The organism is Nocardioides mangrovicus, from assembly GCF_003674065.1.
GTDB classification, from domain to species: Bacteria; Actinomycetota; Actinomycetes; order Propionibacteriales; family Nocardioidaceae; genus Marmoricola; species Marmoricola mangrovicus.
Window position 1 is genome coordinate 115,262 of record NZ_RDBE01000009.1, and the last position, 15,726, is coordinate 130,987.

Annotated in this window: 12 protein-coding genes; 2 read left to right on the plus strand and 10 right to left on the minus strand. The window is 72.5% G+C overall.

Annotated elements, in window-relative coordinates; translation table 11 throughout:
- Positions 1-68 precede the first annotated feature (68 nt).
- The 4 genes from wecB to D9V37_RS14395 all read right to left on the minus strand — a co-directional run bounded on the left by wecB (position 69) and on the right by D9V37_RS14395 (position 5,255).
- Positions 69-1,184, minus strand: a complete 1,116-nt coding sequence (gene wecB, locus D9V37_RS14380) for a non-hydrolyzing UDP-N-acetylglucosamine 2-epimerase (protein ID WP_121806874.1) — start codon at positions 1,182-1,184, stop codon at positions 69-71.
- Positions 1,185-1,298: 114 nt separating this feature from the next.
- On the minus strand, positions 1,299-3,407 hold the full coding sequence (locus tag D9V37_RS14385) for an MMPL family transporter (protein WP_121806875.1): 2,109 nt from the start codon (positions 3,405-3,407) through the stop codon (positions 1,299-1,301).
- 82 nt (positions 3,408-3,489) lie between these two features.
- Positions 3,490-4,689 carry a glycosyltransferase family 61 protein gene (locus tag D9V37_RS14390; protein ID WP_121806876.1) on the minus strand — a complete coding sequence of 400 codons (1,200 nt, stop codon included), beginning with the start codon at positions 4,687-4,689 and terminating at the stop codon, positions 3,490-3,492.
- A 23-nt stretch (positions 4,690-4,712) separates the two neighbouring features.
- Complete coding sequence (locus D9V37_RS14395; protein WP_121806929.1) at positions 4,713-5,255, minus strand: YbaK/EbsC family protein; 543 nt, start codon at positions 5,253-5,255, stop codon at positions 4,713-4,715.
- 72 nt (positions 5,256-5,327) lie between these two features.
- Between D9V37_RS14395 and D9V37_RS14400 the strand changes: the two genes are divergently transcribed.
- On the plus strand, positions 5,328-6,269 hold the full coding sequence (locus tag D9V37_RS14400; RefSeq protein ID WP_158604481.1) for a glycerophosphodiester phosphodiesterase family protein: 942 nt from the start codon (positions 5,328-5,330) through the stop codon (positions 6,267-6,269).
- Between the two features lie 6 nt (positions 6,270-6,275).
- Here D9V37_RS14400 and D9V37_RS14405 read toward each other — a convergent pair whose 3' ends face one another.
- From D9V37_RS14405 to D9V37_RS14420, 4 genes are all read right to left on the minus strand, one after another.
- A complete protein-coding gene (locus D9V37_RS14405; RefSeq protein WP_121806878.1) occupies positions 6,276-7,127 on the minus strand; it encodes an alpha/beta fold hydrolase in 852 nt (283 codons plus the stop codon).
- Between the two features lie 20 nt (positions 7,128-7,147).
- The gene (locus tag D9V37_RS14410) at positions 7,148-8,650 is read right to left on the minus strand and encodes a carboxylesterase/lipase family protein (RefSeq protein WP_121806930.1); all 1,503 of its coding nucleotides are present in this window, start codon (positions 8,648-8,650) and stop codon (positions 7,148-7,150) included.
- A gap of 123 nt (positions 8,651-8,773) precedes the next feature.
- Positions 8,774-11,104 (minus strand): endopeptidase La, encoded by a 2,331-nt coding sequence (gene lon, locus D9V37_RS14415; protein ID WP_121806879.1) that lies wholly within the window; start codon positions 11,102-11,104, stop codon positions 8,774-8,776.
- A 182-nt stretch (positions 11,105-11,286) separates the two neighbouring features.
- The gene (locus D9V37_RS14420; RefSeq protein WP_121806880.1) at positions 11,287-12,426 is read right to left on the minus strand and encodes an acyl-CoA dehydrogenase family protein; all 1,140 of its coding nucleotides are present in this window, start codon (positions 12,424-12,426) and stop codon (positions 11,287-11,289) included.
- Positions 12,427-12,475: 49 nt separating this feature from the next.
- On the opposite strand from D9V37_RS14420, the gene D9V37_RS14425 reads away from it, so the two are divergent.
- Positions 12,476-13,084 (plus strand): MerR family transcriptional regulator, encoded by a 609-nt coding sequence (locus D9V37_RS14425; protein WP_121806881.1) that lies wholly within the window; start codon positions 12,476-12,478, stop codon positions 13,082-13,084.
- Between the two features lies 1 nt (position 13,085).
- On the opposite strand, the gene D9V37_RS14430 is transcribed toward D9V37_RS14425, so the two are convergent.
- Positions 13,086-14,195, minus strand: a complete 1,110-nt coding sequence (locus D9V37_RS14430) for an NAD(P)-dependent alcohol dehydrogenase (protein WP_121806882.1) — start codon at positions 14,193-14,195, stop codon at positions 13,086-13,088.
- A complete protein-coding gene (locus D9V37_RS14435) occupies positions 14,192-15,682 on the minus strand; it encodes an aldehyde dehydrogenase family protein (protein WP_121806883.1) in 1,491 nt (496 codons plus the stop codon). The genes D9V37_RS14430 and D9V37_RS14435 overlap by 4 nt, the downstream gene beginning before the upstream one ends.
- Positions 15,683-15,726 lie beyond the last annotated feature (44 nt).

A 15,726-nucleotide genomic window follows, 5' to 3' on the forward strand; every position in this document is an offset into this window, starting at 1 on the left:
AGTAAGGAGCGCGACGCACCCGGGGCGAGGAGTTTTCCGGCCAGCGCGAGGGGACCAGCCGAGGCGCCTCAGACGTGGTCGAGCAGGTGGGCCACCACGCGCTCGGCCGCGTGGCCGTCGCCGAAGGGGTACGCCGGGATGGACATGCGCCGAAAGTGCGCGCGGTCGGTCAGCAGCCGGCTGGCGGCGGCCTCGACCTCGGCCCGACGGGTGCCGACGACCTCGGCGCAACCGGCCCACACCGCCTCGGGACGGTCGGTGGTCGCCCGCAGCACCAGCGTCGGCCGGCCCAGGCCGGGCGCCGCCTCCTGCACCCCGGCCGAGTCGGTCATCACCAGGTCGCAGTCGGCCAGCGTGGCCGCCAGGTCGGGGTAGGAGAGCCGCTCGGGCAGCCGGACGCCGGGGCAGCCGATGAGCTCGTCGACCACCGCCTGGCGGATGCCGCGATGGCTGGGAAGCGGCATCACGACCTCCAGGTCGTGCCCCGTGGCGAGCAGTCCGACCGAGTGGGCGACGGCGGCCAGCGCGCCCTCGCGCAGCTGGTTCTGGTGCATGACCACGAGCAGCCGGCGGCGCTCCCCGGGCCGCCGGGGGGCGCCGAAGGCCGACGCCCCCAGGCCGCGCTCGAGCGTCCACCCGAGGTTGTCGACCGTGGTGCTGCCGACCACCTCGACGGTGTCGGGCGGCACCCCGTCGTGCAGCAGCGCCACCCGGGCGGCGCTGGTGGCGGCGAAGTGCCAGCTGGTCAGCCGTGACATCAGCTGCCGGTTGGCCTGCTCGGGCACCGCCGGGTTGCCTGGAGCGCTGGTCAGCCCGGCGCCGACGTTCGCGACGGGGACCCCGGCGTAGAAGCCGCCGAGGGCGCCGGCGAACGCAGCGCTGCCGTGCCCGTGCACCAGCACCACGTCCGGCGGCGTGATGGCCAGGTCGGCCCCGATGATGTCGACCGCCGTCGTCGCCGTGCTCGACGCCTGACCCCACCCCCCGGGCTCGTCCAGCTCGCGCCAGACCTCCAGGTCGCCGGGCGCGAGCGCCTCCAGCGTCTCGAGGAGCTGCGGCACCGTGCCGGTGTGAGATTCACGCGCCAGCACCCGCACGCGGTGAGCCTCCGAGCGCAGCCCTCGGATCACCGGTGCGAGCGCCACGGCCTCGTCACGCGAGCCGACCACCGCCGTGGTGATCATGGGTACCCCGTACCGATCACGGATTCGACCCCCTCCTGGCCACCCCCGATCCGTTACCCATCAGACGTCACCGTCTCGCAAACGGGAGCGCCGACGCGCCGAGGCGGGGGCGGTTCACCCCTTCAGGTCGATCGCCGAGCCCTCGCCGGCGGGCACCTCGACGTGGCGCGAGCGGTCCAGGGGGCTGGGCCACCACAGGCGCGGACCGACGTCGAGGCTGATGGCGGTGACCAGGATCGAGCGCACGATCATCGTGTCCAGCACGACGCCGAGCGCCACGGCCACGCCGATCTCGGCGAAGGCGACCAGCGGCATCGTGGTCAGCACCAGGAACGTCGAGGCGAGCACCAGCCCGGCGGAGGTGATGACCCCGCCGGTGGCGGCCAGCGCGATCTGCGCCGCCCGCCGGGTGCCGTGCTGCGGGGTCTCCTCGCGCACCCGGGTCATCAAGAAGATGTTGTAGTCGATGCCCAGCGCGACCAGGAACACGAAGACGAACAGCGGCAGCGACGGATCGGCGCCGGCGAAGCCGAACACGTAGTGGAACAGCAGGGCGCTGAGGCCCAACGAGGCTCCGAACGAGAGCACGACGGTGGCGATGAGGATCACCGGCGCCAGCAGCGAGCGCAGCAACAGCATGAGCACGAGCAGCACCACGAGCAGCACCGTCGGGATGATCACCCGGTTGTCGTGGTCGGAGGCGGTGCGGGTGTCGAGCAGGATCGCCGGGCCGCCGCCCACCTGGGCGTCGGCCCCAGCGACGTCGTGCACCGCGGTGCGCACCCGCTCCACGGTGCGGAACGCCGCCTGGCTGGAGGCGTCGTCGGTGGTGGTGGCGGAGATGAACGCGACACCGCCCCGGGTGATCGGCACGCTGGGTCGGTTCAGACCCTCCAGCCCGGTCATCGCCTGCGCGACCTGCTGGGCATGGTCGGCGTCGGCCACCACCATGATCGGGTTGGAGCTGTCGCCGAGCCCGTGGGCGGCGAGCACCTTCTGGCCCTTGATGGAGTCGAACTCCTTGGTGTAGCTGTCCTCGGTGGACAGGCCGTGGGCGTCGAGCCGGAGCACGCCGAGGCAGCAGACGGCCAGCGCCAGGGCCGTGCCGACCCAGACCACGCGCGGGCGACGTCCGATGCGGCTGCCGACCTTGGCCCAGAGGCCCGACGACGTCGGTTCGGGCGTGCCGTACGTGGGCCGCACCGGCCAGAAGATCCAGCGGCCGGTGATGACCAGCAGGGCGGGCAGCAGGGTGACCATGACGGCCAGCCCGACCACGATGCCGACCGCCAGCACCGGGCCCATGCCCGAGGTGGAGTTCAGGTCGGCCAGCAGCAGGCAGAGCATGCCGAGCACCACGGTGGCGGCGCTGGCGATGATCGCGGGCGCGGCGCGGTGCAGCGCGAACGCCATCGCCTCGTGCCGGTCGTCGTGGCGCCGCAGCTCCTCGCGGTAGCGGGCCACCAGGAGCAGGGCGTAGTCGGTGCCGGCGCCGAAGACCAGCACCGTGAGGATGCCCTGGCTCTGGCCGTTGACGGTGAGGCCGGCGTCCTTGGCCAGGAAGTACACGACCGTCTGGGCGACGGTGAGCGCGACGCCCGCGGAGATGACCGGCAGCAGCCACAACAGCGGGCTGCGGTAGGTCAGCAGCAGCACGAGGACCACGACCATCACGGTGAACAGCAGCAGCTTGCCGTCGAGCCCGGCGAACGCCTCGGCGGAGTCGGCGGCCTGACCGCCCTGTCCGGCCACATGGAGCGTGGTGCCGGCGACCGCGCCGTCGCGGCGCAGCTCCTTGGCGACGTCGCCCAGCTTGTTCCAGCCGTCCTGGCCCAGGTTGAAGGTCAGCGCGACCTGCGCGGCCTGCCCGTCCTTCGAGATCTGGGGGCCGATCACCTTGCCGGTGACGCCGTCGATGCGCTGGATGCGCGTCATCGCCTCGGCGATGTCGGCCTTCTGCGCGTCGGTGAAGGTGCCGCTGTCGGTCTGGTAGACCACGAGCGTGGGGATGGCGTCGGGGCTCTGGAAGGGGGTGAGCCTCGTCAGCGCCTGGGTGGACTCGGCGTTGCCGGGCAGCCAGGACGTGGCCTGGTTGTCCTCGACCCCGGTGAGCTTGCCCGGGTAGCCCTGGTGCACCACGAAGATCGTGCCGAGCAGCCAGAAGGCGAGCACGAGCCACTTGGTGACCGGGCCGGTCAGCGAGCCGGCGATCTGTCGGTGCATGGCAGCAGTGAAGCGGAGCCCTCCGACACCGCGCCATCGGGTTCTTCCCTGATGTACCCCTGACGAATGTCAGGAGTCCGACTCAGGCCGGGTTCGTGGTGTGCGCGGCGTCGTCCAGCTGGCGTCCCAGCGCGTCGAGGTCGACGACGAGGTCGGCCTCGGTGTCGGGGAAGCGCCACCGGCCCGGCAGGTGCGGCTCGGTGCCCTGCACGCAGCTGTAGGTGAGTCCGCAGCTCGCGGCGAGCTTGTAGTAGGCGGGGAACAACAGGTTGCGGGGCAAGATCTCCACGAGCCGGGTACCGGGCCGGCAGTAGACGATGTTGGTCAGTCCGGCGCCGAGCACTCCGGCGACCACGTCGGCCGAGGCGAAGAGCTCGGCCTGCTCGGCCACGCTGCGGCCCGCCAGTTCGACCACCGTGAACCCTCGGTCGCGGACCAGCTCGAGCATCGCCTGATGATTGATGACCCGTCGCTTGTCGGAGTTGGGTCGGTCGACGAACAGCCGCCGGGTGCCGCCCGCCCCGCCGGCGGCCGGAAGGCGCCGACGGATGTCGGCGACGACCCAGTCTGGGATGTAGCGGTTGCGCGCCGGGACCGAGCAGACGACCAACCGGTCGAGCTCGATCACGGTCGTCCAGTCCTCCACCGGGACGCGCGTACGGGGTTCGATGCCCAACCGGTCCAACCACTCCGCGACGAAGGGCGTCGACGTCGAGGGAACCAGCCAGTGGTCGATCTCGTGGAGGTCGACGACCCGTGTCGTCATGTCGACCATCGGCACGGCCTGCAGGGTCCAGTGGTAGTAGTTCGGCATCCACGGCAGCAGCAAGGAGGCCGTGGTGCCTTCCAGGCGTCGAGCGGGCGAACCGGTCGGCGGCGCACCGGCCATGGAGCGGCTGGGGAAGCCCGCCTCCTGCCACAGGTCACTCACCAGCTCGGGCGGGCTCGCGTCGGTGTACACCCAGCCGTACTTGCCCTGCACTCGCGCGTGCGGCAGGTCGAGCACGAACTGCTCGGGCAGGACGTCGACGTCACGGATGGTGAACGCAGCCCACTGGGCGTCGCTGAACTCGGCGGGGCGGAGCATCCCGACCGGCTCGGCGGGATGGATCGACCGGCGGGTGGCCCGACCCTGCGCTGCGAGCCGCTCCGAGCTCGTCGTGGGAGCCGGAGCCGGCCGGTCCTCGCGCCGGCGCAGCCGGCGGAGCCGTTCGCGGAGTCCGAACCGCGCGTGATGCTGCAGCCCTCGCCGCAGCAGATAGGCCCACCCGATGTTCGCCACGACTCGATCGTGTCATGAGGCCCTCAGGTGGCGAGCCCCTCCACCACCTCGACGCGGGGCAGCTCGGCGAACGCCGAGCCCGGCAGCAGCAGCTTCGAGCGGCGTACGCCGCTGCCGATGAGTGCGGTGGGGATCTGCACGCAGCGGGCGTCGACCAGCAGCCGCCACTCCTGCGGCAGCCCGATCGGGGTGATGCCGCCGTACTCCATCCCGGTCTCCTCGACCGCGCGGTCGTGGGGGTGGAAGGAGGCCTTGCGGGTGTCGAGCAGCGCCTTGACCACGTGGTTGACGTCGGCCTTGGTGTCCGCGCGCACCACGCAGGCGGCGATCCGTTCCTCGCCGGCACGCTTGCCGCTGACCACGACGCAGTTGGCGCTGTCGGCGGGGGAGAGGCCGTAGGCCTCGTTGAGGGCGGCGGTGTCGGCCAGCTCGGGGTCGATCTCGACGACGGCCACCTGGTCGGCGCCGGCCCAGGACCGAAGGGCGGCCGCGACGCCGGGACCGAGCAGGTCGGGCCGCTCCAGGGCGGGGTAGGAGGTGAGATCACCGATGGTGGGCAGCGCCATGTCGCCGATTCTGCACGCCGGGTTGGCCCGCCCGTCACCGCCCGGTCACCCGGGCCGCGCACCGTAGGGTCCGTGAGGCCACTCGTGATCGCCCACCGTGGTGCCAGCGGTCACCGCCCCGAGCTGACGCTCGAGGCGTTCGCACTGGCGCTGCGGCTCGGCGCCGACTCGATCGAGCTCGACCTGGTGCCCACGCGCGACGGCGTGCTCGTCTGCCGCCACGACCTGGAGCTCTCGCGCACCACCGACGTCGCCTCCCACCCCGAGCTCGCCGGCCGGCGACGCACGATCGTGGTCGACGGCCTGCTGCACCGGGGTTGGTTCGTGCACGACCTGACCTTCGAGGAGCTGCGCTCGCTGCGCTGCGTCGAGCGGTGGCCGGCCAAGCGTCCGAGCAGCGCGGCCCATGACGGGCGGTCGGTGGTCCCGACGTTCGCCGAGGTGCTCGAGCTGGTCGAGGCCGAGGCCGGCCGTCGGGGTCGGCCGGTGCGCGTGCACGCCGAGCTCAAGCATCCCGCGTTCGTGGAGTCGTTAGGCCACAGCCTGCCCGAGCTGGTCGACGACGTCCGCCACCCGTACGTCACCTGGATGAGCTTCGACGCCACCGTCCTGCGTCGGCTGCACCTGCGTGGGCGCGACCGGTTGGTGCAGCTCTACGAGCGCCGCCCGCGCGGCCGCCACCTGGCCGCCGCCTCCACCTACGCCAGCGGGGTGGGGGTGCGCCGCAAGGTGGTGCTGCCCAAGGACGACGCCGGCCGCGTGGACCGGCCCACCGACTTCGTGGCCAAGGCCCACCGCCGCGACCTCGACGTCCTGGTCTGGACCCACCGCGCCGAGAACGAGCACCTGCCCCGCAACCTGCGCGTGGGCCGCGACCCGCACGGCCACGGCCAGGGCCAGCTGGCCGCCGAGATGCTCTTCGAGGCCGGCATCGACGCCCTCATCACCGACTTCCCCGAGCTCGGCGTCGCCGCGCGCGAGGCGTTCGAGGTCGGCCTGCCGATCGCCCGCTGAGCCGACCTACGCCGCCAGCACCGCCCGGGCGAAGAGCTCCGGGTACTCCAGCGGCGCGAAGTGGCCGACGCCGTCGACGGGCTCGAGCGCGACGTCGGTGTAGAACTCCTCGAGCCGGTCGGACCAGGCGCGGGGGAAGAGCGGGTCGTCGGAGGGCCACAGCGCGTGGAGGGGCACGCTGACGCGGTCCTCGGGCGCGGGCACCTTCTCGCTCATCGAGCGCGCCACCATGCCGCCGCCGGCGCGGTACCAGCCGATCGAGGCGACGAACGCGCCCGGCTCGCCGTAGTGACCGGCCAGCGCGTCGAGGGCCGCGGCCTCGGGGGTGTAGGCGGGCCCGGACCAGTGGTCCCAGAAGTGCTGCAGGTAGTGGCGCGCCGCGCCCGGCTGCCCGTCGATCAGCTGCTCGGCCAGGTCGAGCTGGTGGAAGCTCTGGTACCAGAACTCCGGCACCGCCTCCGGGTCGAGGATGCGCCTCCCGGCGCCCGGCAGGGGCGGGGTGACGACGAGCGCGCGCACCAGATCGGGACGTTGCCGGGCGAGCTCCTGGGCGACGCGGCTGCCGACGTCGTACCCCGCCGCGACCACCTGCTCGATCCCGAGCTCCTCCAGCAGCCCGGCCACCGACGCCGCCTGCCCGCGCGCGCCGTAGAACTCCGCCGGGTCGACCAGGTGCTTGTCGGACTCCCCGAAGCCGCGCAGGTCGGGCACGACGAGGCGACGCCCGGCCAGCAGCGGCACCATCGCCCGGTAGTCGGTGCGGTCGCCGGGCCAGCCGTGGAGCAGGACGACGGGGTCGCCCTCGCCCGGGTGGTCGTCGTAGGCGAGCGAGAATCCGTCGACCGGTGCGGAGCGCATGCCGCTCAGCCTGGCACGGTTCAGCGCACGCCGTCCCAGAGGCGGCGCTCGTCGCCGTCGGGGTCGTCGACCGTGGTAAGGGTGTCGGTGAGCACTCCCGTGGTGCGCTGCTCGGAGGTGTACGCCGGCCAGCCGGGATCCCCGTCGCGGACGAACGCCACCCACACCGCGTGGGCGGTGTCGGCGACGGCCTGCGAGCGCTCGGGGCCCAGCAGCGGCTCGTGGATCGGCAGGTGAGCGGTGTCGAACACGTAGGGGATCTCGACCGCGTGCGCCGCGCCGAAGCCGTGGTTGTCGGCCGGGTCGGTGGGGTGGTCGAAGCGGTAGACCCACGTGGTGCCGCCGCCGGCCTCACGAGCCTCGGCGTGCCGCAGGCCCGGCACGGCGAAGAACCAGTCGGTGACCACGGCGGCCATCACGTCGCCGGGCGACGCCTCGGGACGGTGGGCCCGGTAGACCTCAAGTCCCTCGGGCGAGAGCCCGTACGCCGCGCTGCCGGCGGTGAGCGTCGGCTCGTCGACGTGGTCGATGGCGCCCGGTGCGACGAGGAACAGCCGCGACTCGTCGCGGTTGCTGCCCACCAGCACGCGGACCTCGGACGAGGCGCCGCCGGCGAAGGCCGCCAGCGGCTCCTCGGGCAGCACCTCGCCGTCGACGACGGGCGCGAACGGCAGCAGGCTCAGCGCGAGCGAGCCCCACTTCTGCGGGTCGGGCGCGGTCTGCACCTCGACGACGAGGTCGGAGGCGGTCTTCACCAGCACGTCGAGGTCGACGGCGGCGATGGCCTCGCGGGTGGGCTCGACGCCGAGCGCCTCGGCCAGGGTCCGCGCGACCGTCTCACCGGTCTCGGGGGTGAGGGTGTGCGCGGCCGCCCCGGACTGCGTCACGGCCTGTGCGAAGAGCCCGCGTGCCGAGGGCATCGCGAGCAGCGTCGTCACGCTCATGGCACCGGCCGACTCCCCGGCGACGGTCACCCGAGCCGGGTCGCCGCCGAACGCCGCGATGTTGTCGCGCACCCACCGCAGCGCGGCGACCTGGTCCTGCAGCCCGACGTTGGCGGTGCCGGTGCCGCGGTCGGCCGCGGTGTAGAGGAAGCCGTCGGCGGCCAGGCGGTAGTTGATCGTCACGCACACCACGCCGTCGCGGGCGAAGGCCGTGCCGTCGTACGTCGGCACTGCGCCCGAACCGTTCATGAACGAGCCGCCGTGCACCCACACCAGCACCGGGAGCCGTCCGGAGCCGACGGCGTCGGCCGGCGTCCAGACGTTGAGGTTCAAGCAGTCCTCCCCGGGGACCGTCGGCTCCGGAAGCAGCGGCTGGTACTGCGGCGGGTAGTCCCCCTTGGGCACCGTCGCGCCGTACTGCGTCGCGTCGCGCACGCCCTCCCACGCCACCACCGGCTGCGGCGGCCGCAGCCTGTGCTCGCCGAACGGCGGCGCCGCGTAGGGGACGCCGAGGAAGCTCGCCACCCCGTCGCGCTCGGCACCCTCGACGACTCCGCCTGTCACCTGGACCTCGACCATGATCGGAGTGTGACCGCGGTCACGCCAGGAGTTCAAGGCTTCGTGCACGGTCATCGCCGCTTCGATGACCCGGAGCGGACGTCATACGAGGTGGTCGCCGCAGCGACCACCTCGTATGACGTCTCAGGCGGCGACGGTGCCGGTGGTGGTGGCCGCCGGCTCCAGTGCGACCGCGAGGATCTCGCGGACGTCGGAGACCAGGTGCACCGTGACCGCCTCGAGCACGTCGGCCGGGACGTCGTCCAGGTCGGGCTCGTTGCGCTTCGGCACGAAGACCTCGGTCAGGCCGGCGCGCTGGGCGGCGAGCAGCTTCTGCTTCAGCCCGCCGATCGGCATCACGCGGCCGGTCAGGGAGACCTCACCGGTCATGCCCACCTCGCCGCGCACCGGACGTCCGGTGGCCAGCGAGACCAGTGCCGTGGTCATCGTGACGCCCGCCGACGGTCCGTCCTTGGGCACCGCGCCCGCGGGCACGTGCACGTGGACCGGGCGGTCGAGCCTGGCGGGGTCGACGCCGAGCTCGACCGCGTGCGAGCGCACGTAGGTGAGCGCGATCTGCGCGGACTCCTTCATGACGTCGCCCAGCTGACCGGTCAGCGTCAGTCCCGAGCTGCCCTCGGGGAGCACGGAGGCCTCGATGTAGAGCACGTCGCCGCCGAGGCCCGTGACCGCCAGACCCGTCGCGACGCCGGGTTCCGACGTGCGCTCGTGGGAGTCCGGGGTGAACCGGGGACGCCCGATGAGGTCCTTCAGCTCGGCCACGTCGATGGTGACCGGGGCGGGGGTGCCCGTGGCCAGCTTCGTGGCCGCCTTCCGGAACGCCTTGGCCAGGATCCGCTCGAGCTGCCGGACGCCGGCCTCGCGGGTGTAGTCGGCCGCGATCTCGCGCAGCGCGGCGTCGGTGATGCTCACCTCGTCGGTGGTCAGCGCCGAGCGCTCGAGCTGGCGGGGCAGCAGGAAGTCGCGCGCGATGGCGACCTTGTCGTCCTCGGTGTAGCCGTCGAGCGTGACCAGCTCCATGCGGTCCAGCAGCGGGCCGGGGATCTGCTCCACCACGTTGGCCGTGGCGATGAACAGCACGTCGGACAGGTCGAGGTCGAGCTCGAGGTAGTGGTCGCGGAAGGTGTGGTTCTGCGCCGGGTCGAGCACCTCGAGCAGGGCCGCCGCGGGGTCGCCGCGGTAGTCCGAGCCGACCTTGTCGACCTCGTCGAGCAGGACCACCGGGTTCATCGAGCCGGCCTCCTTGATGGCCCGGACGATGCGACCCGGCAGTGCGCCGACGTAGGTACGCCGGTGGCCGCGGATCTCGGCCTCGTCACGGACGCCGCCCAGTGCCACGCGGACGAACGTGCGGCCGAGCGTGCGCGCGACGGACTCGCCCAGCGAGGTCTTGCCGACGCCAGGAGGACCGGCCAGCAAGATGACCGCGCCGGAGCCGCGACCGCCGACGACGTCGAGTCCGCGCTCGGCGCGACGGGCGCGCACGGCGAGGTACTCCACGATGCGGTCCTTGACGTCGTCGAGGCCGTGGTGGTCCGCGTCGAGCACCGCGCGCGCGGCGTCGATGTCGACGTGGTCGGTGGTCTTCTCGTTCCAGGGCAGGTCGAGCACGGTGTCGAGCCACGTGCGGATCCACGAGGTCTCCGGCGACTGCTCGCTGGAGCGCTCCAGCTTGTCGACCTCGCGCAGCAGCGCTTCGCGGACGGCGTCGGGCACGTCGGCGGTCTCCACGCGGGTGCGGTAGTCGTCGGCGCCGTCGGGCTCGCCCTCGCCGAGCTCCTTGCGGATAGCGGCCAGCTGCTGACGGAGCAGGAACTCGCGCTGGGACTTCTCCATCCCCTCCCGGACCTCGTTGCTGATCGAGTCGTTCACCTCGACCTCGGCGGCGTGCTCGCGCAGCCACTCCACGAGCAGCGTCAGCCGCTGCTCCAGGTCGGGGGTCTCCAGCAGCTCGCGCTTGCGGTCGTTGTTCAGGTACGGCGCCCAGCCGGCGGTGTCGGCGATCTGCTCGGGGTCAATCAGCGAGGAGAACTGGTCGACGATCTGCCAGGCCTCACGGCGCTGCAGGTCGGCGATGACCAGCTTCTTGTACTCCGCGGTGAGCTCGCGGACGTGGTCGGTCAGCTCGGCCGGCTCCACGGGGGTGGCCTCGACCCACAGCGCCGCACCCGGCCCGGTGACGCCGGAGCCGATGCGGGCACGACCGGTGGCGCGCAGCACCGCGGCCGGTCCGCCGCGGCTGAAGCGGCCGACCTTCTCGATCGTGGTGACGGCGCCGTACTCGGCGTAGCGGTCGGCCAGCCGCGGCGCGACCAGCAGCTCGTGGCCCTCGGTGGCCTGCGCGGCGTCGACGGCGGCCTGCGCGGCCTCGTCCAGCTCGATCGGCACCACCATGCCCGGCAGCACGACCACGTCGGAGAGGAACAGCAGGGGAAGGTTCTTGGTCTCGCTCATCGCAGCCTCGGTTCTGAAGTCTTGACAGATACCGGCTCAACTTCGAAAAGCGAAGCGGTGTTCCCGGGTGGCGTTCACCGTGGGCGAACGGCGCCGAAACTCCACACTTGCGTGGGAAATTCAGTGCGTGGCCCGATTTGTCGGCACCACAACTGCGCAAGTGCGCGACTTTGGCGATCGCACTACAACCCCAACGACCGCCCGATGATCTCCTTCTGGATCTCGGTGGTGCCGCCGTAGATGGTCTGGATCCGGCTGTTCACGAAGGCCCGGGCGATCGGGTACTCCATCATGTAGCCGTAGCCGCCGAAGAGCTGGACGCCGGTGTCGACGACCTTCTTCTGCAGCTCGGTCACCCAGTACTTGGCCATCGAGGCGGTCGCGGTGTCGAGGTCGCCGGCCAGGTGGCGCTTGAGGCAGTCGTCGACGAAGACGCGGGCGATGTGGGTCTCGGTGGCCATCTCGGCCAGGGTGAAGCGGTTGTGCTGGAACTTCCCGATCGGGCGCCCGAAGGCCTCGCGCTCCTTCGCGTAGGCCAGACAGTCGGCCAGCACCTTCTCGCAGGATGCGGCCGCGCCGACGGCGATGGAGAGCCGTTCCTGCGGCAGGTTGGTCATCAGCTGGACGAACCCGCTGCCGGGCTCGCCCAGCAGGTTCTCCTTGGGCACCACGACGTCGGAGAAGAACAGCTCGGCGGTGTCCTGGGCGTGCTGGCCGACCTTGTCGAGGTTGCGGCCGCGCTCGAAGCCGGCCATGCCGCGCTCGAGCACCAGCAGGCTGATGCCGCGGTGTCCGGCGTCGGGGTCGGTGCGGACGACGGTGACGACGAGGTCGGCGAGGATGCCGTTGGAGATGAAGGTCTTCTGGCCGTTCACCAGGTAGTGGTCGCCCTGGTCGACCGCGGTGGTGCGGATGCCCTGCAGGTCCGAGCCGGCGCCGGGCTCGGTCATGGCCACGGCCGCGATCAGCTCGCCCGAGGCCAGGCCGGGCAGCCAGCGCTGCTGCTGCTCGGGCGTGGTGGTCGCGGTGAAGTACGGCGCGATGATGTCGTTGAACAGCGGGAACGACGCGCCGTAGACGTCGCGGCGCGCCATCTCCTCGCTCACCACGGCGTTCCAGCGGAAGTCGTCGGTGCCGCCGCCGCCGAGCTCCTCGGGGAAGGAGAAGGCGAGCAGGCCCTGGGCGCCGGCCTTCTTCCACACCTCGCGGTCGACGACGCCGTCGGCCTCCCACTGCTCGTGGAAGGGGACGACCTCCTTGTCGAGGAAGGTGCCGACCGTCGCCCGGAACGACTCGTGCTCGGCGGTGAAGATCTCGCGCATGCCCGTCACGATACTGTGACAGTTCTACTGTCACAGTCAGGAGCGCGAGATGTCCGCAGCGGCCGCGGAGGAGGGCCTCCTCACCGTCGACGAGCTCGCCGCTGCCACCGGCACCACTGTGCGCAACACCCGCTACTACGCCGGCCTGGGGCTGCTGCCGCCGCCGGTGCGCCGGGGCCGGGTGGCCTACTACACCCCCGAGCACCGCGCCCGCCTCGAGCTGGTCCGGGCCCTGCAGGAGCACGGCTTCACGCTGAGCGCCATCTCGACCTACCTCGACCGGCTGCCCGACGACGCCACCGTCGAGGACCTCGCGCTGCAGCGGGTCATGCTCACCTCCTGGCAGAGCGCACCGGAGCAGGCCCGCACCCACAGCCGGCTGCGCGAGCGGGCCCGTGAGCTCGAGCTGCCCGCGGGCTCCCTCGACGCCGCGGACGAGGCCATCACCCGGCACATGGCCGCGCTGGCCGACGAGCTGACCGAGATCCTGCGTACGCAGGTCCTCGCACCCCACCGCCGCGGCGGCCACGCCGACCCCGGGTTCGAGCAGAAGATCGCCCGGCTGCGCGAGCTGACCATGGCCGCCGTCGTCGACGGCTTCCAGCGCGCGGCGAACCAGGTGATCGCACGTTCACTGCGTCGCTCCCACGAGAGCTGAGTCAGAAGGTGAGCACCGGCTTGACCGTCGCGCCCGAGACCATGTCCGCCACGGCGCGGTTGATCTCGGCGAAGGGGTAGTGCGCGACCAGCCGCTGCAGCGGCATCCGGCCGTCGTGGACCAGTCGCACCAGGGCGGGCAGCAGCCGCTGGGTCTCGCTGTCGCCCAGCGTGACGCCGACGACGCGCTTGCCGGCCAGCATCGCGTTGACGTCGAGCGCCACCTGCTCGCCGAAGGGTGGTGCGCCCACGACGGCCGCGGTGCCGCGGGAGGCGAGCGCGTCGACACCCTCACGCAGCACGCCGGTGTTGCCGGTGCTCTCGACCAGGCCGTCGGCGCCACCGCCGGTCAGGTCGCGCAAGGCGTCGGCGAGCGAGGCGCCGGCGAGCTCGGAGGCGTCGACGACGTCGGTCGCGCCGAGCTCGCGCGCCAGGTCCAACCGGGAGGCGACCCGGTCGACGACCACGATCGTGGTGGTGGGCGTGAGCCGGGCGGCCATGACCGCCGACAGCCCCACCGCGCCCGCGCCGAGCACGACCACCGACGCGCCCGGTCGAGGGGCCAGGACGTTCCAGACCGCACCGGCTCCCGTCTGCACGCCGCAGCCCAGCGGAGCCAGCAGGCGCAGGTCGGCCTCGGGATCGACCTTCACCACGCTGCGCTGGTCGACCACGGCCTCGCGGGAGAAGGAGGACTGGCCGAAGAAGTGGCTGCCCAGCGGAGCTCCGTCGCGCCGCACGGTGGCGGTGCCGTCGCGGCGCGTGCCGCCGAGGAGGTTCTCGGGCAGCCAGGTCGCGCAGTACGCCGGATGCCCGTCGCGGCAGTTGCCGCACGCGCCGCATGAGGTGAAGGAGAGCAGCACCTGGTCGCCCGTGCTGATCCCCTCGACCCCGGCGCCCACCTCGAGCACCACACCGGCGCCCTCGTGCCCGAGCACCCCGGGCAACGGGAACGGCAGTCCGCCGGCGGCCACGCCGAGGTCGGTGTGGCACAGCCCGGCCGCCACCATCTGCACCCGCACCTCGTCCGCGCGCAGGTCGTCCAGGTCGACCTCGGCCAAGGTGAAGTCGGCGCCGGCGCTCTCGACCACGGCCGCCTGCGTGGTGGTCATCGCCCGGCCCCCTCGTCGCCGGCCTGCGGTGGCATCGCGACCACCACCGACTTCGAGCGCGTGTAGGACTCCAGCGACTCCGGCCCGTACTCGCGGCCGAAGCCGGACTGCTTGACGCCGCCGAAGGGGATCGCCGGGTCGAGCAGCGCCCAGTCGTTGACCCAGACGATGCCGGCCTGCAGGGCCGCCGCCACCCGGTGGGCGCGGGCCAGGTCCGTCGTGTGCAGCCCGGCCGCCAGCCCGTAGGGCGTGGCGTTGGCCATCGCGACCGCCTCGGCCTCGGTGTCGAAGGCCTGCACGGTCAGCACCGGCCCGAACACCTCCTCCTGCACCACCCGCGAGTCCGGCGAGAGGTCGGTGATCACGGTGGGGGAATAGAACGTGCCCTCGGCCAGCGGGCCGGCCATCCTCGGACGCTCGCCGCCGCACACGATGCGCGCACCCTCGCTGCGCGCCAGCGCGACGTACTCCTCGACCTTCTTCAGGTGGCGGTCGCCAGCCATCGGACCCACCACCGTCGCCGGGTCGCGCGGATCACCCACCGGCACACCGGGTACGGCCTGCTCCAAGATCCCCACCAGGGTCTCCAGCAGCGGCCGCTGCACCAGCAGGCGCGGGCCCGCCATGCAGAACTGGCCGGTGTTGAACACGAACGCCTTGATGACCGCGCCGACGGCACTCTCGACGTCGGCGTCGGCGAACACGAGGTGCGCGCCGTTGCCGCCCAGCTCCATGGTGACCGGCTTGAGGTGCTCGCCGGCCACCGAGGCCGCGTGGCGCCCGATCGCGGTCGAGCCGGTGAAGGCGATCTTGTCGACGCCGCGATGGCGCAGCAGCGCCTCGCCGACGTCAGCACCGGTTCCCGTGACCACGTTCACCACACCGTCGGGCACACCCGCCTGCTGCAGCAGCTTGGCCATGAACAGCGCGCTGAGCGGGGTGTCGTCGGCCGGCTTGTGCACCACGGTGCACCCGGCCGCCAGCGCCGCACCGATCTTGGTGCTGGAGAGGATCAGCGGGAAGTTGAACGGGGTGATCGCCCCCACCACGCCGACCGGCTCGCGCAGCGTGTAGGCGAACGACGGGATCGGGATGTGGCGGACGGCGCCGTCGCTGGTCTGGGCCAGGGCCGCAGCGTGCTCGTACTGCTGCGCGGCGGTCTCGACGTCGACCACGCGGGCCAGCGTGACCGGCTTGCCGACGTCGTGGCTCTCGCGCTCGACCAGCTCATCGGCGTGCTCGCGGATGAGGGCGGCGACGCGCGTGAGCACGCGGCCGCGCTCGCGCGGCGCCAGCCGTGGCCACGGCCCCTCGTCGAAGGCCCGGCGGGCCGCGGCCACGGCCGCGTCGACGTCGGCGGCGTCGCCCAGCGGCATCGTCGTGATCCGGTGGCCGTCGGCCGGGTCGAGCACGTCGGCACGACGTCGCGAGGCCGGCTCGCGGGAGCGGCCGTCGATGAACAGCTGCAGGTCCTCGTAGGTCAGCACCGCGGCCTCTCCTCCAAATGATGTTCAGGAAACCTGATTGATCC